The organism is Bradyrhizobium sp. BRP19 (assembly GCF_020194195.1).
Lineage (GTDB): Bacteria > Pseudomonadota > Alphaproteobacteria > Rhizobiales > Xanthobacteraceae > Bradyrhizobium > Bradyrhizobium yuanmingense.
This window is the reverse complement of the sequence record NZ_JADYVZ010000005.1, coordinates 39,717-61,077: the sequence shown is the minus strand read 5'-3', so window position 1 is coordinate 61,077 and position 21,361 is coordinate 39,717. Positions and strand designations below refer to the sequence as shown.

At 65.2% G+C, this 21,361-nt stretch carries 18 protein-coding genes; 8 read left to right on the top strand and 10 right to left on the bottom strand.

From position 1 onward, the window contains the following. Nucleotides 1-19: 19 nt before the first annotated feature. Nucleotides 20-991, bottom strand: coding sequence for a S1C family serine protease (locus I6F36_RS17740; protein ID WP_036040309.1), 972 nt, complete (start codon nt 989-991; stop codon nt 20-22). A gap of 264 nt (nt 992-1,255) precedes the next feature. Here I6F36_RS17740 and I6F36_RS17735 point away from each other — a divergent pair, with 264 nt between their 5' ends. The 6 genes from I6F36_RS17735 (at nt 1,256) to I6F36_RS17710 (ending at nt 8,553) form a co-directional block, all read left to right on the top strand. Next, entirely contained in the window at nt 1,256-2,674 is a 1,419-nt protein-coding gene (locus tag I6F36_RS17735) for a M20 family metallopeptidase (protein ID WP_109142236.1), read from the top strand. 259 nt (nt 2,675-2,933) lie between these two features. After that, the gene (locus I6F36_RS17730; protein WP_035996767.1) at nt 2,934-4,724 is read left to right on the top strand and encodes a peptide ABC transporter substrate-binding protein; all 1,791 of its coding nucleotides are present in this window, start codon (nt 2,934-2,936) and stop codon (nt 4,722-4,724) included. A 26-nt stretch (nt 4,725-4,750) separates the two neighbouring features. After that, nucleotides 4,751-5,710, top strand: a complete 960-nt coding sequence (locus I6F36_RS17725) for an ABC transporter permease (protein ID WP_025033623.1) — start codon at nt 4,751-4,753, stop codon at nt 5,708-5,710. Next, nucleotides 5,676-6,593 carry an ABC transporter permease gene (locus tag I6F36_RS17720; protein ID WP_035996800.1) on the top strand — a complete coding sequence of 306 codons (918 nt, stop codon included), beginning with the start codon at nt 5,676-5,678 and terminating at the stop codon, nt 6,591-6,593. The genes I6F36_RS17725 and I6F36_RS17720 overlap by 35 nt, the downstream gene beginning before the upstream one ends. Next, complete coding sequence (locus I6F36_RS17715; RefSeq protein WP_035996773.1) at nt 6,593-7,588, top strand: ABC transporter ATP-binding protein; 996 nt, start codon at nt 6,593-6,595, stop codon at nt 7,586-7,588. Before I6F36_RS17720 ends, I6F36_RS17715 begins: the two co-directional genes overlap by 1 nt. Then, nucleotides 7,585-8,553 (top strand): ABC transporter ATP-binding protein, encoded by a 969-nt coding sequence (locus I6F36_RS17710; RefSeq protein WP_035996776.1) that lies wholly within the window; start codon nt 7,585-7,587, stop codon nt 8,551-8,553. The genes I6F36_RS17715 and I6F36_RS17710 overlap by 4 nt, the downstream gene beginning before the upstream one ends. A 29-nt stretch (nt 8,554-8,582) precedes the next feature. Here the strand turns inward: I6F36_RS17710 and I6F36_RS17705 are convergent, their stop codons facing one another. Then, nucleotides 8,583-10,487, bottom strand: a complete 1,905-nt coding sequence (locus I6F36_RS17705; protein ID WP_225171873.1) for a diguanylate cyclase — start codon at nt 10,485-10,487, stop codon at nt 8,583-8,585. Nucleotides 10,488-10,660: 173 nt separating this feature from the next. Beyond that, nucleotides 10,661-10,882 carry a dodecin gene (locus tag I6F36_RS17700; RefSeq protein WP_036020706.1) on the bottom strand — a complete coding sequence of 74 codons (222 nt, stop codon included), beginning with the start codon at nt 10,880-10,882 and terminating at the stop codon, nt 10,661-10,663. Between the two features lie 178 nt (nt 10,883-11,060). Between I6F36_RS17700 and I6F36_RS17695 the strand changes: the two genes are divergently transcribed. Beyond that, a complete protein-coding gene (locus I6F36_RS17695) occupies nt 11,061-11,942 on the top strand; it encodes a DMT family transporter (RefSeq protein WP_225171872.1) in 882 nt (293 codons plus the stop codon). A gap of 20 nt (nt 11,943-11,962) precedes the next feature. Here I6F36_RS17695 and I6F36_RS17690 read toward each other — a convergent pair whose 3' ends face one another. The 6 genes from I6F36_RS17690 to I6F36_RS17665 form a co-directional block, all read right to left on the bottom strand. Next, nucleotides 11,963-12,520, bottom strand: coding sequence for an HNH endonuclease (locus tag I6F36_RS17690; RefSeq protein WP_057028390.1), 558 nt, complete (start codon nt 12,518-12,520; stop codon nt 11,963-11,965). 200 nt (nt 12,521-12,720) lie between these two features. After that, nucleotides 12,721-13,698 carry a peptidyl-alpha-hydroxyglycine alpha-amidating lyase family protein gene (locus I6F36_RS17685; RefSeq protein ID WP_225171871.1) on the bottom strand — a complete coding sequence of 326 codons (978 nt, stop codon included), beginning with the start codon at nt 13,696-13,698 and terminating at the stop codon, nt 12,721-12,723. 144 nt (nt 13,699-13,842) lie between these two features. After that, a complete protein-coding gene (locus tag I6F36_RS17680; RefSeq protein WP_225171870.1) occupies nt 13,843-15,603 on the bottom strand; it encodes an NAD(P)/FAD-dependent oxidoreductase in 1,761 nt (586 codons plus the stop codon). A gap of 163 nt (nt 15,604-15,766) precedes the next feature. Further along, nucleotides 15,767-17,293, bottom strand: coding sequence for an acyl-CoA synthetase (locus I6F36_RS17675; protein WP_225171989.1), 1,527 nt, complete (start codon nt 17,291-17,293; stop codon nt 15,767-15,769). Between the two features lie 22 nt (nt 17,294-17,315). Next, nucleotides 17,316-18,497 (bottom strand): ABC transporter substrate-binding protein, encoded by a 1,182-nt coding sequence (locus I6F36_RS17670; protein WP_225171869.1) that lies wholly within the window; start codon nt 18,495-18,497, stop codon nt 17,316-17,318. 34 nt (nt 18,498-18,531) lie between these two features. Continuing rightward, the gene (locus tag I6F36_RS17665) at nt 18,532-19,506 is read right to left on the bottom strand and encodes a nitronate monooxygenase family protein (RefSeq protein WP_035996871.1); all 975 of its coding nucleotides are present in this window, start codon (nt 19,504-19,506) and stop codon (nt 18,532-18,534) included. Nucleotides 19,507-19,687: 181 nt separating this feature from the next. Between I6F36_RS17665 and I6F36_RS17660 the strand changes: the two genes are divergently transcribed. Continuing rightward, nucleotides 19,688-20,575 (top strand): LysR family transcriptional regulator, encoded by an 888-nt coding sequence (locus I6F36_RS17660; protein WP_035996816.1) that lies wholly within the window; start codon nt 19,688-19,690, stop codon nt 20,573-20,575. On the opposite strand, the gene I6F36_RS17655 is transcribed toward I6F36_RS17660, so the two are convergent. Further along, on the bottom strand, nt 20,572-21,225 hold the full coding sequence (locus I6F36_RS17655) for a DNA-3-methyladenine glycosylase (protein WP_057028386.1): 654 nt from the start codon (nt 21,223-21,225) through the stop codon (nt 20,572-20,574). The genes I6F36_RS17660 and I6F36_RS17655 overlap by 4 nt on opposite strands. Between the last annotated feature and the right edge of the window lie 136 nt (nt 21,226-21,361).

The following is a 21,361-nucleotide window of genomic DNA, read 5'->3' as shown; positions in this document are numbered from 1 at the left end:
TCCTCAAAGCCTTTTTGGATCAGTGCAGCTTCGGCGCCTTCAGGAGCTTGAAGCGATCGGTCGACGTCACGGTGACGTCGAAGGTGACGCCTTCATGATGAACGGTGAGCGGCACGTCGACGCCGGCGGCGCCGAGCGCCCACATTTTCTTGTAGAAGGCAGTCTGGCTCGTCACCCTGTCACCGTTCACGGCGAGAATGACGTCGCCGGTCTTGAGCTCGGCGCGGGCGGCCGGGCCATTGGCGGAGATCCCGATCACCACCACGCGGTTGTCGATCTCGGTCGAATAGAGTCCGAGCCAGGGTCGTGCCGGCTTGTTGACACGGCCGAACTTGCGCAAGTCCTCCAGGACCGGCTTCAGGAGGTCGATCGGCACGATCATGTTGACGTGCTCGGCCTCGCCGTCACGTTCGCGATCGAGCTGGAGCGAGCCGATGCCGATCAGCTCGCCGCGTTCGTTGAGCAATGCCGTGCCGCCCCAGTTCGGATGCGCGGGAGCGGTGAAGATGGCCTCGTCCAGCAGATATTCCCAGTAACCGGCGAATTCCTGCTTGGCCACGATCTGGCTCGCGACCGAACGCGTGCGTCCGCCGGCGCCGCCGACCACGACGCGGTCGCCGATTCGTGTCGCCGCCGACGAACCGAGCGGCAGCGGCGCAATGTCGAGCTGGCCGAGCGCCTGCACCAGCCCGAACCCGGTCTCGGAATCGAAGCCGAGCGCATGGCCCTCCACCACGCGTCCGTCGGCGCGGTGCAGCCAGACCGACTCTGCCTCGGTGATGAGATAGCCTATCGTGAGCACCAGGCCGTCATCGATCACGACGCCGTTGCCGGCGCGTTCGGTGCCCAGCGTCTCGGCACTGAAGGCGTCCGGAGGGATGATGGCGTGCAGGCCGACGACGGAGCCGAGCGCGCGGTCGAGATCGAAACCATAGTCGCTCGCCCGCGGCTGGTTCGCCGGCGGCACTCTCCATTCGGTCAGAGCGCTCATGGAGTTCTCCTGGCTGAGAGCATCGCTCCGGCAAGGCTGGCGGAGCGACGCGCGAAGCACGCCTAATTTAGGCCGGAGCAGGCCGTCTTGAAAGCCTCGTTCCCAACTATTCGGGAGAACGCCGCGTGAAATCTTGGAAAGGCCCGGAAACACATCGTCATCTGATCCGGCGCATGGCTGCTGTCCGGCGCAGTGCTAGGCGCCGTGCAGTGAAGCTGCTAACCATTGCAGCCTCGTTTGACCAAGGGATCACGGACGACAAGCATGGACAACCGCAGCGACATCTGGCGTGGCATCGACACGATCAAGGCACGCTTCATCGACCTCAGCGACAGGGTCTGGGGCATGCCTGAGGTCTGCTACACCGAGGCGCGGTCCGCCGCCGAGCATCTCGCCGAGCTGCGTCATCAGGGCTTCCGCATTACTGAGAACGTCGCCGGCATCCCGACTGCGCTGATCGGCGAGTGGGGCGAGGGCGGTCCGGTCATTGCCTTCATGGGCGAGTACGATGCGCTGCCGGGCCTCAGCCAGGAGGCGGGTGTCGCCGAGCATCGCCCGATCGAGACCGGCGGCCATGGCCATGGCTGCGGTCACAACCTGCTCGGTTCCGCAGCGCTGCTCGCCGCGACCGCGGTGAAGGACTGGCTGGCCGAGAACAAGGTGCCCGGCCGCGTGCGCTATTACGGCTGTCCGGCGGAGGAAGGCGGCGCGGCCAAGGCCTTCATGGTGCGCTCCGGCGCGTTCGAGGACGCCGACATCGCCATCACCTGGCACCCGCACAGCTTCTGGGAGGTGGCGGTAACGCCCTCGCTTGCGAATACGCGCGCGGATTTCATCTTCACCGGCCGCACTTCGCATGCGGCGGCCTCGCCGCATCTCGGCCGTTCGGCGCTCGATGCGGTGGAATTGATGAATGTCGGCGTGAACTACATGCGCGAGCACATGCCGAGCGACGCGCGCGTGCACTATGCCCTGCTCGACACCGGCGGCATCGCGCCGAACGTGGTGCAGGCCCATGCCCGCGTGCGCTATTCGATCCGCGCGCGCGATCTTCCCGGCATGAACGAGTTGGTCGAGCGTGTGTCCAAGATCGCGCAAGGCGCGGCGTTGATGACCGAGACCAAGGTCGAGATGAAGATCATCTCCGCGGTCTCCAACATCCTGCCGAACACGCCGCTGGAGCAGGCGCTGCATCAGGTCATGGAAGAGCTCGGACCGCCGCATTTCGACGATGCGGACAAGAGCTTTGCCGGCCAGATCCGTGCGACCTTGAGCGACAAGGATATCGCCTCGGTCTATTACGCGATCGGCATGGAGCCGACCGATCGGCCGCTGGCCGACTTCCTGGTGCCGCTCGATGCCAAGCGCAATCCGCTGGTCGGCTCCACCGATGTCGGCGACGTGAGCTGGGTGGTGCCGACCGTGCAGGTGCACGCACCGACGGTTGCAATCGGCACGCCCTTCCACACCTGGCAGGTGGTGGCGCAGGGCAAGAGCCCGCACGCGCACAAGGCCATGGTGCAGGCCGCCAAGGCGATGGCAGGCCTCGGCATCAAGGCGTTGACGGAACCGGAGCTGATCAAGGTTGCTAAGGCGGATCTCCAGACGCGGACGGCCCGCACTCCTTACGTCTGTCCGTTGCCGGATCACGTCGCGCCGCCGCTCGACATGTCCGTGGCGTAGGAATTCGCCTCGATACTTCGTCTGATCCAGCGAACAAATTTTCCGCAGTGCAGCGCGCAATCCAGCAGATTTTGATGCTGGATTGCCGAACGGATGGGCTGCGGAGCGCAATTTTGCCCAACGGACAGCCAATAGACCGTTTGCATACACACGGTCCCAGTTGACGTGCACGCCATTCGGTGTGCCATCTACCGCCAGCCAAACCCGGCGGTCGCGAGCGACCGCCTGCATCCATGTCGGAACCAGACGGGGGACAACCATGCTGGACAAAGAGCTGCGTTCGATGATCGGTCAGGTGAAGGACGGGCGGATGGACCGCCGCGCCTTCGTCAAGCGCCTCGCCGCGGTCGGTCTCACCGCTCCCCTCGCCAACCAGCTCCTCGCGCTCGGCGGCGTTGCCATGGCGCAGAGCCCCGCGGTCTACAAGCCGACCAAGCGCGGGGGTGGCGGTCCTCTCAAGGTGCTGTGGTGGCAGGGGCCGACGCTGCTCAATCCTCATTTCGCCACCGGCACCAAGGACCAGGACGGATCGCGGCTTTTCTACGAACCGCTCGCCAGCTGGGACGCCGACGGCAATCTCAACCCGATCCTCGCGGCAGAGATTCCCTCGCTTGCAAACGGCGGTCTCGCCGCCGATGCCAAATCGGTGGTCTGGAAAATCAAGCCGGGAGTCAAATGGCACGATGGCAAGCCGCTGACTGCCGACGACTTCGTGTTCACCTGGCAATACGCCAGCGATCCCGCCACGGCTGCCGTCAGCATCAGCACCTATGGTGACATCACGGTCGAGAAGGTCAGCGATCTTTCAATTCGCATCCTGTTCAAGACCCCGACGCCGTTCTGGGCCAACGCGTTCGTCGGCGCTTATGGATGCGTTCTCCCCAAGCATCTGTTTGCCGACTACAAAGGCTCGAAGTCCCGCGAGGCGCCGAACAATCTGGCCCCGGTGGGCACCGGTCCCTACAAGTTCGTCGAGTTCAAGCCGGGCGATGTGGTCCGCGGCGAGCTCAATCCCGACTATCACATGCCCAACCGTCCGCATTTCGACACGATCGAGATGAAGGGCGGCGGCGATGCCGTCTCGGCGGCGCGCGCGGTGATCCAGACCGGCGAATTCGATTTCGCCTGGAACATGCAGGTCGAAGACGACGTGCTGCTGCGTCTGGAGAAGGGCGGCAAGGGCAAGACCGTCTATGCCACCGGCGGCGACATCGAGTTCATCGCGATCAACTTCACCGATCCGAACACTGAGATCGACGGCGAACGGTCCTCGATGAAGACCAAGCACCCGATCTTCTCCGATCCGAACGTGCGCAAGGCGCTCGCCCTGCTCGTCGACCGCGACTCCGTCAAGAAGGCGATCTATGGTCGGGCCGGCCGCACCACGGCCAACTACCTCAACGGCCCCGAGAAGTTCGTCTCCAAGAACACCTCGTGGGAGTTCAACATCGAGAAGGCGTCGAAGATGCTCGATGACGCCGGCTGGAAGGTCGGCGCCGACGGCATCCGCGAGAAGGACGGCAAGAAATTCAAGCTTCTGTACCAGACCTCGACCAACGGTCCGCGCCAGAAGACCCAGGCCATCGTCAAGCAGGCCTGTCAGAAGGCCGGCATCGACGTGGAGCTGAAATCGGTCGTCGCCTCGGTCTTCTTCTCGTCTGACGTCGCCAACCCGGACACCTATCCGAAGTTCTATGCCGACATCGAGGAGTTCCAGATCCCGATGACGCAGCCCGATCCGGCCCTGCACATGCGGCGCTACATCTCCGCCAATGTGGCCACCAAGGAGAACAAATGGCAGGGGCAGAACTTCCCGCGCTACGTCAACAAGGAGTATGATGACGCCATTGCTGCGGCTGAGACCGAGACCGATCCAGTCAAGCGCGCCGCGCTCTACATCAAGTGCAACGACCTGTTGTGGCAGGACACCGTGTTCATTCCGGTGATGCATCGCCTGCTGGTGGATGCCTGCTCCAACACGTTGCGGCCGGCGCTCTCGGGCTGGGCCAATCGGACCGATAACCTTCAGGACTGGTACCGGGAGGCATGAGCGCAGGCTAGACGGGATTCTTCCCTATGAGTCAGTATGTCCTGCGTCGCCTCCTGATCGCCGTTCCGAGCCTGCTGGCGATTTCGCTGGTGCTGTTCGTCGTGCTTGCGCTCGCGCCCGGCGATCCGTTCTCCGAACTGGCCACCAATCCGAACGTGCCGCCCGAAGTGCAGGCGGCACTCCGGGCCAAGTTCGGTCTCGACGACCCGATCTACCTCCGCTACCTGCACTGGCTCAACGCCATGCTGCACGGCGACTGGGGCTTCTCCTTCGTCAGCCGGATGAACGTCGACACGCTGATCCTCCAGCGCCTGCCCGCCACGCTCTACGTGATCGGCTCGGCGCAGATCCTGGCGCTGCTGATCGCGATTCCGGTCGGCGTCTATGCCGCGACCAGGCCGTATTCGCTGTTCGACCAGATCGCGAATACGCTCGCCTTCGTCGGCTTCTCGCTGCCGACCTTCTTCACCGGCATCCTGTTCATCCTGATCTTCTCGGTCACGCTGGACTGGCTGCCTTTCGTCTACACCACCGACATCAAGGCCACCGGCATCCGCTGGGTGCTGGAGATGATCCGTCAGGCGATCATGCCGGTGGCGGTGCTCGGCCTGTTCCAAGCGGCGTCGATGACGCGCTTCGTGCGCTCGGCGATGCTCGACGTCATCCGGCTCGACTACGTCACCACGGCGCGGGCCAAGGGCCTCGGCCAGACCACGGTGATCATCAAGCACGTGATGCGCAACGCCATGATTCCCGTGGTCACGCTGATCGCGTTGCAGATGCCCGCGGTGTTCGGCGGCGCCATCGTCACCGAGCAGATCTTCCGCATTCCCGGCATCGGCTCGCTGCTGATCTCCTCCATCCTTTCCAACGACACGCCGGTGGTGATGGCCGTCACCTTCGTCTTCGCGTGCCTCGTGGTGCTGTTCAATCTCATCGCGGACGTGCTTTATGGCTGGCTTGACCCTCGCATCTCCCTCCGCTGAGCGGCGCGCCTATTCGCCCTGGCGCGAAGCATGGCGGCGTTACAGCCGCCACCGGCTCGCGGTGGTCAGCGCTGTCCTGCTCCTCATCCTGGTGCTCGCCGTCGTGCTTGGGCCGTTCGTGTGGCGTGTGAAGATCAACGAGATCGACATCGTCGCGGGCCTGCAGGGTCCGTCGCTCGCCCATCCCTTCGGCACCGACGATCTCGGCCAGGACATTCTGGCGCGCATGATCTATGGCGGCCGCATCTCGCTCGCGGTCGGGCTCGCCGCGATGCTGGTCGCTGTCATCATCGGCACAGTGATCGGCGCGCTCGCCGGTATGTCGCGCGGCGCGCTCGGACACGGATTGATGTGGCTCACCGACCTGTTTCTGTCGCTGCCGCAGCTGCCGCTGCTGCTGCTGCTGATCTATCTGTTCCGCGACGGGCTGAAGCAGGTGTTCGGGCCCGAAGGCGGCATCTTCATCTTGATCGTGCTCGTGATCGGAGGTCTGCGCTGGATGCCGGTGGCCCGGCTGGTGCGTGCCCAGTTCTTGTCGCTCCGCGAAAAGGAGTTCGTCGAAGCCGCCCGTGCGCTCGGTGCCAGTCCGGTGCGGCAGGTGGTACGGCACATCCTGCCCAATGCGGTCGGCCCGGTGATCATCGCCGGCACCATCGACGTCGCCGCCGCGATCATCGCGGAATCGACGCTGTCCTTCCTCGGCCTCGGCTTCCCGCCGGATACCCCGACCTGGGGCCGGCTGCTGTTTGACGCCAAGGATTTTCTCGACATCGGTCCGCACTGGGCGCTGTTTCCGGGCGGCGCGATCTTCGTCGCGGTGGTGGCCATCAACTTCATCGGCGACGGTCTGCGCGACGCGCTCGATGCGCGACGGGTGATCTGATGGCGCCGCTGCTCGAGATCAAGGGCCTGAAAACCCACTTCTCCACGGACGACGGCATCCTCCAGGCCGTCGACGGTGTCGACATCTCCATCAACAAGGGCGAGACGCTCTGCGTCGTCGGCGAATCCGGCTGCGGCAAGACCGTGACCGCGATGTCGATCCTGAAGCTGATCGCAATGCCGCCGGGCCGGATCGCGGCGGGCCAGATCATCTTCGAGGGGCGCGATCTGGTGCCGCTGACCAGCAACCAGCTCGACGAGATCAGGGCGAAGGAGATCGGCTTCATCTTCCAGGAGCCGATGACCTCGCTCAATCCGGTGCTCACCATCGGCGAGCAGATCGCCGAGAGCCTGCGACGGCACGAAGCGGTGACCAGGAAGCAGGCGCTCGAGCGCACCATCGAGATGCTGAAACTGGTGCAGATCCCGAACGCCGAAGGCCGCGTGCACAATTATCCGCATCAGTTTTCCGGCGGCATGCGCCAGCGCGTGATGATCGCGATGGCTCTCGCCTGCAAGCCGAAGCTGATCATCGCCGACGAGCCCACCACCGCGCTCGACGTCACCATCCAGGCGCAGATCCTCGACCTGTTGCAGGACATGAAGGACCGCTTCGGCATGGCGGTGATGCTGATCACCCATGCCATGGGCGTCGTCGCCGAGACCGCGCAGCGCGTCGTCGTGATGTATGCCGGCAAGGTGGTGGAGGAGGCGCCCGTCGACGATCTCTTCGGCGATCCCCGTCACCCCTATACGCAAGGCCTGATCCGCTCGATCCCGCGCATCGATCTCGACAGCGAGCACAAGACGCGGCTCGAGGCGATCGGCGGCTCTGTGCCGATCCTGATCAACCCGCCGGCCGGCTGCCGCTTCGCGCCGCGCTGCAAGTTCGCCATGAATGTCTGCACCGAGAAGGAGCCGCTGCTGCGCGAGATCGCGCCCGGTCACCGCATGGCCTGTCATCTCGGAGATACCAGCGTGGGAGCCGCGTCGTGAGCGAGCCCTTGCTCCGCGTTAGCGGCCTGAAGAAACATTTCCCGGTGCTCGGCGGCCTCTTGTCGCGCCAGGTCGGCACCGTCTATGCGGTCGACGGCGTGTCGTTCTCGGTCAACCGCGGCGAGACGCTCGGCCTCGTCGGCGAATCCGGTTGCGGCAAGTCGACGACCGGGCGCTGCGTGCTGCGCCTCATCGAGCCGACCGACGGCGAGGTCACCTTCGACGGCCAGGACGTACGCAAGCTCGGCGGCAACGATCTGCGCGCGATGCGGCGGAACATGCAGCTGGTGTTCCAGGATCCGTTCGCCTCGCTCAATCCGCGCATGACGGTCGGGGCCATTCTCGGCGAGGCCTTTACCATCCACAATCTCGCCTCCTCCTCGAAAGAGCGCGAGGAGCGCGTTGCGGGGCTTCTGGTCAAGGTCGGGCTCAAGGCCGAGCACATGCGGCGCTATCCGCATGAATTCTCCGGCGGCCAGCGCCAGCGCATCGTGATCGCGCGCGCGCTCGCGGTCGAGCCGAAGCTGATCGTCTGCGACGAGCCGGTCTCCGCGCTCGACGTTTCGATCCAGGCCCAGGTCATCAACCTGCTGGAGGACCTTCAGGCCGAGCTGAACCTGACCTATCTGTTCGTCGCGCACGATCTCTCGGTGGTCGAGCACATCTCCGACCGCGTCGCGGTGATGTATCTCGGCCGCATCGTCGAGCTCGCGAAAGCCAGCGACCTCTACCGCAACCCGCAGCATCCCTACACCAGGGCGCTACTGTCGGCGGTGCCGGTGCCAGATCCAAAACTCAAGCGCGAGCGCATCCGCCTCAAGGGCGACGTGCCGAGCCCGATGAAGCCGCCCTCCGGGTGTCACTTCCACACCCGCTGCCCGATCGCCCAGCCACGCTGCGCGGAAAGCGCGCCGCCGCTGAAGGAGGGCGCGGGCGGCCATTTCGTGGCGTGCCATCTGGCGTAGTGCTATGAATCCGTAGACGGCCGATCAGCTCACGCGCTTTTCGCGGGCCATGCTATCACCTGGCCCGACATCACCAGCCGGTCTCGGCCGCTCTCCTTGGCGACGTAGAGCGCACGGTCGGCGGCGGCGACCAGCGTACTAGAGTCCATCGCGGTCTGGGACGGAAGAGCCGCGGCGCCGCCGATGCTCGCAGTCACCAGCCGCGAAGGCGGATTTTGCGCGTGCAGCATGGCGAGATCGAGCAGCGCCTGGCGAATCGCTTCGCCGACCTCGGCGCAGCCTTCAGGACCGGTGTTCGGCAGCAGCACGGCGAATTCCTCGCCGCCATAGCGCGCCGCGAGGTCGGCCGGACGCCTGGCCTGGGCGGATAAAATCCGGGCCAGCGCGCGCAGGCAGGCGTCGCCCGCCAGATGCCCATAGAGATCGTTGAATTTCTTGAAATGATCGACATCGATCAGTAGCAGCGAGAGCTGGGTTCCGTCGCGCCGAGCCCGCGCCCATTCGTCGGCAAGGTGATCGTCAAAGGCGCGACGGTTGGCGAGGCCGGTGAGACCGTCAGTGGTTGCCAGCGAGGCGAGCCTGTCCTGAAGATCCTTCTGCTCGGTCATGTCGCGCACGACCGCGACGACGCCGTCGATCACGCCGCTGTCGGACGCCACGGTGACGTGTAGCGCCGCCTCGGCCCAGATCTCGCCTTTGTCGCGATGACGCTGCCGATAGACGAACCGCGCTTCCTCCGCCTCGCCATTCTTCAGCGCGGCGATGGCCTGCTCAACTCGTTCCATGTCGTCGGCGTGAATGCCGGCCAGGGCCGAGGTGCCCATCAGTTCTTCGGCCGACCAGCCGGTGATGCGCGCGCAGGAGGGAGAGACGTAGAGCAACCGGTTATCCAGCCCGATGCGGGTCACCATGTCGCTGGATTGCTCGGCCAGCAGGCGGAAATTGGCTTCCTTGGCCACCAGGGCCTGCGCCGTGCGCTGTCGCTGCAGCAGCTGACGGACGAGATAGTAGCCGATCACCGCGATCAAGAGGACGAGCCCTAGGACGAAGCTCATGCGTGCTGCTGCCGCGCGCCGCCAGGGGGCAAGCACGTCGTCCTGCGACTTGCTCGCCAGCACCATCAGCGGATAGCGGCTGCTGCGCTGGTAATAGCTCAGCCGCTCCACGCCATCGAGCGGCGATTTGAAGTAATAGACCGCCGCGGCGGGGCGGCTTTTCCAGCTCCTGAACAAGGGCGCATCGGACAGGTCGCGTCCGACGAAGGCGCCGCTCTCGTCGCCGCTGCGCGCCAGCATGATGCCGCTGCCGTTGAGCAGAGATGCCGAGCCGTTCGGTCCGATATCGAACCGCTCGTAGAACTTGACGAAATAGTTGACGTCGATCGTGAGCAGGGCAACGCCGGCAAAGCCGCCGTCGGAATCGTTGATCCGGCGGGATGCGGTGACGATCCACTGGCCGCCGGAGCGGCTCTTGACGGGCCGCCCGATCAGCGTGCCCCTCTCCGCAGAATCGCGATGGCGCTGGAAATATTCCCGGTCGCTGTTGTTGAGCTTGGAGAAGTCGAGCCGCTCCGTCGTGGCGAGCCAGCGGCCGGTCGCATCATAGATGAAAATGCCGCGGATGCGGTCCGATGATTTGCGGGTCGGCAGATAGGCCTGCAGTTTCGTAATCGTGTCCGCACCCGTCCCGTCGATTTCGAGCCGGTGGACCAGTCCGACGAGAATCGTATCGGCAAGCTCGAACGTGTCGTCGGCATGCTGAATCAGCGAATGAGCTACGTTGGCGACGTCGATCTCGGCGTTCCTCAGATCGGCGTTGCGCGCCTCCCATTCGCGCCAGGTGCTCAGGGCGAGGATGGCAACGCAAGTCAACACGACGAACCCGGCCGCCCAGAGCGGAAGGCGCGTCTTGCCGAGTTCGCGGCTTGTGACCATCAGGCTTGCTCCAAATCGGAGCAAACCTCTCACTTTCACCTTAACGGCCTGTTGCAATATCCGCGATGATTGTGCGGGGTCCGTACGGGACCGGGAACATGGCCGACATCGAGTTCCACTCTCGTCGGCCCGCTTTCATGGTGGTGTCGCCGCGCGATGGGCGGCCTGACGTCTCATCCTTCCAACGTGAAGCCGACGCGCAGCGTCACCTGAAAATGACGCACGGCGCCGTTCTCGACGTGGCCGCGCGTTTGCACGACCTCAAACCATCTTATTTCGCGAACAGTCTTGGAGGCGCGGCTGATGGCGTTCTTGATCGCATCCTCGATCGAGGTCTCGGATGATCCGACGAGGTCCAGGATCTTGTAGACGTGATCGTGCTCGGCTGTGGGCATGGCCTTCCCTCATTTGGTATATTGCCATCCGAAACATGCGTATGGCGGAACGTGCGCAGGCGAGCATGCCTGGCCCACGGTCTGAACGGTCGTGGGAGCTTCGGGTTCCTTGCTCCGCGATGGCCCGCATGCACCAGGCGAGGTGGAGCGGCCGGCGCTGGCCTGCTAAGCGCTGGGTATGGACACGGCGCGACGCGACAGGACGATCGGCTCTCTCTGCCTGTGCGTAACGGCGTTCGGCTGGGCGTTGAACTGGCCGCTGATGAAGCTGCTGCTGCAGCAATGGCCGCCTTTGTTCGCGCGCGGCCTTGCGGGTGTTTGCGCCTCGCTCATTCTCGGCACCCTGGTGCTGATCCGGAAGGAATCCTTCGCCGTCCCGCGCGAGGCGGTGCCGCCCCTCTTGTTTGCGACCTTCACCAACGTCTTGGCCTGGATGGGTCTCGGCACGGTCGCGATGAAATATGTAAGCGTGAGCGAGGGCGCGCTGCTCGCCTATACGATGCCGATCTGGGCGATGCTGTTCGCCTGGCCGGTGTTGCACACGCGGCCGGCGCGACGGGATGTTTTCGGGCTTGTCCTCGGCATTGCCGGCGTCACGCTGCTCCTGAGCGGCAACGGTCTTGCGTTCAGCACCGACAAGCTGGTCGGCATTGCGCTCGCACTGCTCTGCGCCATCCTGTTCGCGCTCGGCAATGTGCTCAACCGCAAGCCGCTGCCGATGCCGCCGCTGGTCGTCGTCGCCTGGCAGGTCGGGCTGGGCTGCGCCACGATGCTGGTCCTCGGCGTGCTGTTCGAGCGCCCTGACGTCACCGCCATCACTCCGCTGGGGCTCGGCTGCTTCGTCTACATGACGCTGGTGCCGATGGGCCTCTGCTACGTCACCTGGTTCGAGACGCTGCGCCGTCTGCCCCCAACCACGGCTTCGACCGGCATGCTGATCGTGCCCATGATCGGCGTCGTCTCAGCGGCGATCATTCTCGGCGAGCCGCTCGGCTATCGCGAATGGACGGCGATGGCGCTCACGCTCGGCGGCGTGACGCTGGCGTTGCAGCGGGGGTAGCAGAGCGCGCTGGCTCGCACCTACGGATCCAGCTCCGTATCCCAGTACAGATAGTCCAGCCAGCTGTCGTGCAGATAGTTCGGCGGAAACAGCCGGCCGTTGCGGTGGAGCTGGTGCACGGTGGGCGCGAACGCTGTCTGGCGCGGAAACATTTTGGACTGCGCCGGTGTGAGATTGCCCTTGCGCAAATTACACGGCGAGCACGCCGCGACCACGTTCTCCCAGGTGGTCTGGCCGCCTTTGCTGCGCGGGATGATGTGATCGAAGGTGAGGTCTTCGGGCGAGCCGCAATATTGGCAGGCGAAACGATCGCGCAGGAAGACGTTGAAGCGGGTGAAGGCGGGGTGGGTGGTCGGCTTGACGAAGGATTTGAGCGAGACGACGCTGGGCAGCTGCATTTCCAGCGTGGGACTTCGAACCGCCTGATCGTAATGTGCGACGATGTTGACGCGGTCGAGGAACACCGCCTTGATCGCGTCTTGCCACGACCACAACGACAGTGGGTAGTAACTCAGCGGCCGGAAGTCCGCATTCAGCACCAACACCGGCCAACTGCCTTGCGAGACATGTGCGTTCAAGTAACGCTCCCGGCCTCCAATATACGCTGCGAAGCAGCATGTAGTGACATACTACATGCAGCGTGACGGGATTGTGAAGCCCGTTGAGCGACTTATTCAAGCGCAAGCAATGCGGCGGCGGGGTGGCAAACGGGCTCAAAAAGCCGCGATCCAGGGGGCGCGCGGAACCGCCCCAGCATGGGCTGCCGTTGCCATGGCAGCTACTCCCGTACCCGCTCCAGCTTCTGCAGGCAGCGCGTCGCGCGCACCGCGGCCGGCATCTCCTCGTCCGGAAAGCTGGTCTCCCAATTGGTGACGCCGACCTCGCCGACATAGATATCGCCCTTCGAGTCCAGCGCGATGCCGTGCGGCGCCAGGAATTTGCCGCTGGCGACGCCCGGCCCCTCCTCGCCGCCGAGCCGCGCGATGCGATTTCCCTTGGTGTCCACGATCGACAGCCGCGGGCCGAGATTGGGTACATTGCGGTTGATGGCGAGGCCGGGGCCGAGCTCGCCGATCACGAAGGTCGGGCTCTTGGCCCCGCCGCAACAGCACAGCGCGCAGGGTCGGTGCAGATTGTTCCACTGCGTCTCGTATTTGCCCTCGCCGTCGAACACCTGGACGCGGTGGTTCTCGCGATCGGCGACATAGACCCAGCCGTCGGCATCGGTGGCGATATTGTGCACGATGTTGAACTGGCCGGGATCGGTGCCCGGCTCGCCCCAGCTCTTGATCAACTTGCCGTCGGGCGTGAATTTGTGCACGCGCGCATTGCCATAGCCGTCGGAGACGTAGATCTCGCCCTTCGGCGACAGCGCGGTGTGGGTGCAGCGGTGGAACGGCTCGCCGCTCATGAACGGCGCCGGCTTTGCAGGAATGCCGATCGTCAGCAGCACCTTGCCGTCAGTGGTGCATTTGCGCACGGTATGGTCGCCGTCGTCGGTGCAATAGAGATTGTCGTCGGCGTCGATGTGCAGGCCGTGCGCGCGGGAAAACAGTCCTTCGCCCCAACTGCGCAGGAAATTGCCGTCGCGGTCCAGCACCACCATCGGGTGGGCGCCGCGGTTGAAGACGTAGACGCGGTCCTTGCTGTCGACCGCCACCGAGGCGACGTCGGTGAGCTGCCAGCCGTCCGGCAATTTCGCGAAGTTGTCGACGACGCGGTAGCGGTGCTCGCCGGTGCCGAGAACGGCTGGCATTGATCTCTCCTCTTGTCATTCCGGGGCGCGCGAAGCGTGACCTATGATGCGCAATTGCGCATCTGAGAATCCATTGGGCAGCATACTCTGTGGTTAGATGGATTCCGGGTTCGCGCTTCGCGCGCCCCGGAATGACGGCTGTAGCTATATTCGTGCCAAAATCCCTTCCTCGATCGCCTTGATCTGCAGCGCCAGATATTTCGAGTTGATCCGGCATTGCGCCAGGCTCCCGGCGATGAACCAGAGGCCGGGCTGCCTGGTGCGCGCATACATGTTGCGCAGCTCGAAGCCGTCGCCAAAACCCCAGATCGGCCCGACGCGGTCGGCGATGCCGTCGCCGAACAGCTTGCGCACCAGATATTCCTGCGGCTTGTAGCCGGTCGAGAGCACGACCAGGTCGGCGGTAATGATCGAGCCGTCCTCCATCCGCGCGCCCTCAGCGTTGAAGCTTTCGATGTCGGAGAACTGCCTGAGGCTGATCTTGCCCTCGACGATCAGGTTGGAGCAGCCGACGTTGAAGTAATAGCCGCCGCCGCGGGTGAGGTATTTGAACTGCCAGCCGGTGCCGGCTTCGCCGAAATCGAGCTTGAAGCCGACGCGCGCGAGGCCGTCGAGTAGCTCCTTGTCGAGCTGCTTGGATTGCTCGGTCAGCATCACATGCGTCTTCTTCGCGAGCGGCGTCGGCATCGAGGCCGCAATCAGGTCGTTGTCCTCGAGCGTGCCCTCGTTGTAGGTCGCATAAGCGAGCTGCGCCGACGGTTCGATATTGGTCACGAGTGTGGGCGAGCGCTGCACCAGCGTCACCTCGGCGCCGCTGGAATGAAGATCCTGCGCGATGTCGTGACCGCTGTTGCCGGTGCCGAGGACGATGGCGCGCTTGCCGGTCCAGTTCTCGCCGTCCTCGTAGCCGCTGGAATGCACCAGCGTCCCCTTGAAATTGTCGAGGGTCGCAATGTCGGGAATGTTGGCGATGCCGCTGACGCCGGTCGCCATGATCACATGGCGCGGATGCATGGTGCGCTTGCTGCCGTCGGCGCGCCGCAGCGTGACGGTCCAGTGGCCCTTGGCCTCGTCATAGGCGCCGCCCTCGAACTCGGTGCCGGTCCAGAAGTTCAGCTCCATCGCATCGACATAGGCCTCGAACCAGTTGGCGAGCTTGTCCTTGGGGATATAGACCGGCCAGTTCGGCGGAAACGGCATATAGGGCAGGTGATTCACCTGCACCTGGTTGTGCAGGGTCAGCGCGTGATAGCGCTTGCGCCAATTGTCGCCGATCCGCATCTCGCGATCGACGATCAGGGTGTCGACGTTCAGCTGCTTCAGCCGCGCGGCAATCGCGAGCCCGGCCTGGCCACCGCCGACCACCAGCACGGCCGGATCGTGGTCGGCATAGGCGCGCGCAGCGTTGCGCTGGTCGAGCCAGTTCGGCCCGCGGAAGTCGCGAGAATAGGCCTGCCCCCGCGGCCGCGAGGTGCCGAGCTGTTCCTCGAAGCCTTTCAATTCGTCGAGCGCGGTGAGCAGCGTCCAGGCTTTCAGGCTGTCGTCAGGGCCGTCGGGAATGAGCCGGACAATGCCGCTGCCGCGGCCGAGCGCGGTCTCAAAATTGAAGATCGCTTCGATGTTGTTGGTGCCGGCGCGCGTCACCCAGCGCGGCGGCGCCCGGTTCGGCGCGATCTTGAAATTGCTGGGCGCCGCCTTGGGCGCGCGCGCCGCAAGCTCCTGCGCGACCGCATCGCGGCCCGCGATGGTCTGCAGGTTCCAGCTCAGCGCCAGCACGTCGCGCCAGAAGCCGTCGGCGAGGAAGAGCGGGCCCAGCGTCGCGGGATCAGGTCTGCTTAAGGTGCGCTCGAAGTCGTCGAGCCAGGCCTGTGCGGCGATGGAAATATCCTGCGTCCGGTCCAGCATGCGCGACCTCATGGCCGTCTTCGCGGCGTTTCCTCAGAGATCGAACGCTATACGGTTTCGCCGCCCGCCAAAAGCCGCGGACCTGAGCGAGGCCGGCATGCGGCCCTGCCCTGACGGAATATGGCCCGGAATTCCGCACGTGCGGACGCCGCCGGAGAACGGCTTAAGCGCCGCCCGGCCTCCGGTCCGCCCAATAGGGGTCGCGCAGCTTGCGCTTGAAGATCTTTCCGGTTGCCTCGCGGGGCAGCGCATCCAGGAACTTGACCTCCTTCGGCACCTTGAAGTTGGCCAGACGCTCGCGCAGATAAGCCTGCACCGCGGCGGCGGAGAGCTGCTCGACCCTGTCGGGCTCGATGCAGGCGCACAGCCGCTCGCCATATTCCGCGTCCGGAATGCCGAACACGGCGCAATCGCGCACGCCGGGCATCGCGATCAACACGTTCTCGATTTCGGCGGGATAGATGTTGACGCCGCCCGAGATCACCATGTCGCGCTTGCGGTCGCAGAGGAACAGATAGCCGTCCTCATCGAGATAGCCGACATCGCCGACGCTGACGAGACCGTCGCGCCCGGCCTCGGCGCGCGCCTGCGCCTTGCCGTGATAGTCGAAATCCGGCACCGCGGTCTGGCGCATGTAGATCTCGCCGACCTCACCAGCATCGCAGAGGCTGCCGTCGTCGCGAAAGATCTTGACGATGCCACCTTCGATGGCGCGGCCGACCGTGCCGGGCTTCTTCAGCGCCTCTTCGGCCGAGTGCCAGACCGGGATGCCGGTCTCAGTCGAGCCGAAATATTCGTTGATGACCGGTCCCCACCACTCGATCATCGCCCGCTTCACCTCGGGCGGGCAGGGCGCCGCGCCGTGCACGACGAAGCGCAGCGACGACAGGTCGTAGCGCTGCCTGACCGCTTCGGGCAGGCGCAACAGGCGCACGAACATGGTCGGCACCATGTGGATATGCGTCACACGGTGGCGCTCGATCAGCGCCAGCAGCTCCTCGGCGTCGAACCGCGGCTGAAGCACGATGGTGCAGCCGTTGCGGAAGGCCATCATGCCGTAGGAATGCGGCGCCGAGTGATACATCGGACCGTTGATCAGCACGACCTGGTCCTCGCGCGGCTTGATGCCGTAGGCGATCGCGCCGACGCGCTCCGAGGCGGCGGCCTGCTCCGGCGGCATCGGCATGCGCCGCACGCCCTTCGGCATGCCTGTGGTCCCCGACGTGTAGATCATCGCCGCGGCCCGGCGCGGCGGCTCCTCTGTTTCCGTGTGGCCGTCGCGCCAGCGGTCCCAATCGGTCAGGCCCGAAGAGACCTCGGTCAGCTCACGGGGAATGGCGAAGGTCGCCGCCAGCTCGGGCGGGGTTGCGACCACGAGCAGGCGGACATCCTCCGGGATGCCGCCGCGGATTTGTGGCAGCAGGTCGGCGTGGCAGATCAGGATCTTCGCGCCACTGTCGGTCAGGATGTAGCGGACCTCCTCGGCCTTCAGGTGCCAATTGATCGGCACCACGGGGCTGCCCAGTGCGGCCGAGGCCGCGACCACCTCGAACAAGGCGAAGTCGTTGCGCAGCATCATGGCAACCGGTGCGCCTGCGGCAAGGTCGAGGGCGCGCAGCCCGCTCGCCGCGCGTCTGATGCGCGCCTGGATCTCGTCATGGCCGATCCGGCGTTCGCCGCTGATGATCATGGTCATTCCCATTCCGTTGGAGTCAGCGATCGTCCAGCACGTCGCCGAAGCCGACCCAGCTCTTGCCGTTGAAGCGCCGCAGCTGCAGCTGCTGGAACGGCAGATAGTCGTCGGCGGCGGTGCTGACGGATATGCCGGGCAGCAGCAGCGGCAGCTTCACCTCTTTCAGCGAGGCGGACTGGCGCATGATGTTGTCGCGGCTGAAATCGTCCTTGCACGCCTTCAGCACCGTCATCAGCAGCGTCGCGTAATGGTAGCCGGCCGCATAGTTGGAGTTGGAGAGATCCGCGTTCGGCATGTACTGCTTCATGAAGGCGAAATACTCCTTCACGCCGGGATCGCTGGCCCATTGCGGGTCCATCGTGTCCTTCTGGTTGCTCGACGAGATCAGGCCGACGGCGTTGTCGAGCCCGGCCGGCTCCAGGAACGAGATCGACGAGGCCGAGGTCGGCACGAAGAACAGCTCGGGCTTCCAGCCGAGCTCGGCGACGCCCTTGATCATCTGCGAGGTGAACTTGCCGAGCACGACGCCGAACAGCACGTCGGCGCCCGATGTCTTCAGGGTCGAGAGCTGCGAGCTGATCGTCGGCGCGCTGGTCTCGTAGGTCGCTTCCGCAACGATCATGCCGGCAGCCTTGTCGCCGAGCGCGCGCTTGAAGCCGGCGACGTAGTCGCGGCCGAAATCGTCGTTCTGGGAGAGGATGGCGATCTTGGCGCCCGGCTTGGTGCGCAGCACGTGCTTGGCATAGACCACGCCTTCGGATTCATAGGCGGCCATGCCGGGCATGGTCCATGGATATTTCTGCGGATCGGCCCATTTGGTCGCGCCGGAAAGCACGAACAGCTGCGGCACCTTCTTGCCGTTGAGGTAGCGATGCACGGCGCTGTTGGTGGCGGTGCCGAGCGAGCCGAACAGCATCAGCACTTCGTCCTGCTCCACCAGCTTGCGGGTCTGCTCGACCGTCTTCGGCGGCGAGTAGGCATCGTCCAGCGTGATGAACTTGACCTTGCGGCCGTTGATGCCGCCTTCGGCATTGATCTTCTCGAAGAACGCCTCCTGCGTGCGGCCGATCGCGCCGAAGCCGGAGGCCGGGCCGCTATAGGGCAGGGTCTGTCCGATCCGGATCTCCGTGCCTTCGGCGTGGGTGCTGTCCGTGGCGAGCGCCAACAGGGACAGACCGATCAGTGCGGCTGCCAGCTTCATGATATCCTCCCGTTTGTCTTGTCAGTTGGAGACGTCAGGCGCTGACGCGCATCAGGAAATCCTGCCTCGCCTGATCGAATTCACGCTTCATGCGGTCGACGAGCTCCGCAACGGGCGGGGCATCAGTAATCTGGCCGATGCCCTGGCCCGATCCCCAGATGTCGCGCCACGCCTTGGATTTCATGTTGCCGCCGGAGCCGAAATTCATCTTCGATTTGTCGGCGGCGGGAAGATTGTCCGGATCGAGGCCGGCGGCAGCGATCGATGGGCCGAGATAATTGCCGTGCACGCCGGTGAACAGGTTGGTGTAGACGATGTCGTGCGCGGCGTGCTGCGTCAGCGCCGATTTGTAGGCTTGGTCGGCATTGGCTTCCTGCGTCGCGATGAAGCGCGTGCCCATATAGGCGAGGTCGGCGCCCAGCGTTAGCGCCGAGGCGATGCCATAGCCGTCGCTGATCGCGCCCGACAGCAGGACGGCGCCGTCAAACCATTGCTTGACCTCGCGCACCAGCGCAAAGGGCGACAGCGTGCCGGCGTGTCCGCCCGCACCGGCGCAGACCAGGATCAGGCCGTCGACGCCCTGTTCGGCCGCTTTGCGCGCGTGCTTGACGTTGATGACGTCGTGGAACACCAGCCCACCATAGGAATGCGCGGCCTCGACGATCTCCGCCGGCGGCCGCAGCGAGGTGATGATGATCGGCGCCTTGTGCTTGACGCAGGTCTCCATGTCCTTCATCAGCCGGTCGTTGGAGGCATGGCAGATCTGGTTGACGGCGTAGGGCGCGACCTTCTTGCCGGGATTGCGCGATTTGTACTCGCCGAGCTCGTCTTCGATCCGGCTCAGCCATTCGCCGAGCTTCTCGACCGGACGGGCATTGAGCGCGGGAAAGGAGCCGACGACGCCCGCCTTGCACTGGGCGATCACCAGTTCCGGGCCGGAGACGATGAACAGCGGCGAGCCGACCACGGGCAGCTCGAGCGAATCCTTCAAGAGATTGGGCAGTGCCATCATGTCCTCCCGAAACGCGGCCCCGCCGGCGGGCGGATGACGAGGCGTTTCCGTATTGATTGTCGCGCGGGCGGATGGGCCGCCCGTGGCCGCGGATTTGATCCCATTATAAGGTTGGACGGCGCCGCCCGGGCCGTTCAATAATGAACGGACGATCATTCAGGTATGAACAGGGCCGCCGATGGATTGGGACCTTTGCAAGACCTTCGTCGCGGTCGCCGATACCGGCAGCTTCACCGCCGCCGCCCGCCGCCTGCACACCAGCCATCCCACCGTCAGCCGCAAGATCGCGGCGCTGGAAGCCCAGCTCGGCACCAGATTGGTGGCGCGGGCTGCCGATGGCCTGGCGCTGACCGCGGATGGACGGACCTTGCGCGAGCACGCCGAGGCCATGGCGGCCGCAGCGCTGCGGGCCGAAACCGCAGTGGCGGCGGGTGGACACAAGGCGCGCGGCATCGTCAAGCTGTCGATCGGCGCGACGCTGGCCTCGCACTGGCTGATGCCGCGCTTGCCAGCCTTCCTGCGCGCGCACGATCATATCCAGCTCGAGATCATCACCCATCCATTTCCGGCGAGCGTGCGCCGGCGTGAGGCGGACGTGGTGCTGCGGCCCTTCGATACCGGGGAGGAGAACCTGGTCGGCCGCAAGATCGGCCGTCTCGGCACCGGCTTCTATGCCTCGCGCGATTATGCCGCCGGGCGGTCCCTGCCGGAAAGGCGCGGCGATTGGAAGGAGCACAGCGTCATCGGCTTCGCCGACCAGACGTCCAATGCGCAGCTTGCGCGCTGGAGCGACGTCGTCACGCGGCAGGCAAGGGTGGCGATGCGCTGCTCGTCCCAGGGGGACATGCTGGCGGCGGTCCGCGCCGGCATCGGAATCTCCGCGCTGTCGTGCTTCGTCGCCGAAGCCTATTCCGATCTCGTGCGCGTCGCCCCGCAGAAGCTCGCCAGCGTTGCGGATCTCTGGCTGCTGGCCCATCCCGACCTCGTCGAGCTGCCGGCGGTGCGCGCCGTAATCGAATTCGTCGCCGAATGCGCCCGGACCGACCGCGCGCGGCTGCGGGGCTAGCCCGATTCCGCGAGCACGCCCTCGCGCTTCTTCACCGCGCGGTAATAGCTCCACCACAGATGCGCCGCCGCACCGCGCAGCGGACGCCAGGGCTCGGCAATCGGCGCCATCTGCTTCTCCGTCGGCCGCGCCTTGAGGCCGAGGCCGATACGGATGCCTTCCTGCACGGCGAGGTCGCCGGCCGGCCAGGCATCGCCGTGGCCGAGGCAGAACAGCAAGTAGAGGTCGGCCGTCCAGGGGCCGATGCCGGGCAGCGCGATCAGGGTGTGATGCGCGGCGTCGGCATCCTCCTCGGCGAGCACGTCGAGATTCAGCCGCTGCGCGGCGATCTCGCGGGCGAGATGCTTGAGCGTCTTGATCTTGGCGGCGGAGAGGCCGAGCCGCCCCAGCCGGTCGGCGCGGGCGCGGCGCACGGCGTCATGGTCGAGCGGATCGAATGCGGCCGACAGCCGCCCCCAGATCGCCGCGGCGCTCGCGGTGGAGAGCTGCTGCCCGCAGACGATGTGCGCGAGCCCCGTAAACCCGGGCTCGCGCCGCCGCAACGCCGGCATGCCCGCGATCTCGAGCACGGGCTTGAGCCGCGGATCGCGCTTGATCAGCGCGTGGACGGCCTCTTCGAGATCGGACTGGGTTTCGAGGTGGATGGTCATGGCGGGCGGGTTCTCTCCAGCGTCATGGCGGGCTTGTCCCGGCCATCCACGTCTTTCTCACCGCGAGGCACTGTGTAGCATGAGCGGTGATCGTGGTGTTTGTTCGTGACGTTGACACCATCGGTCTGTGGTACCG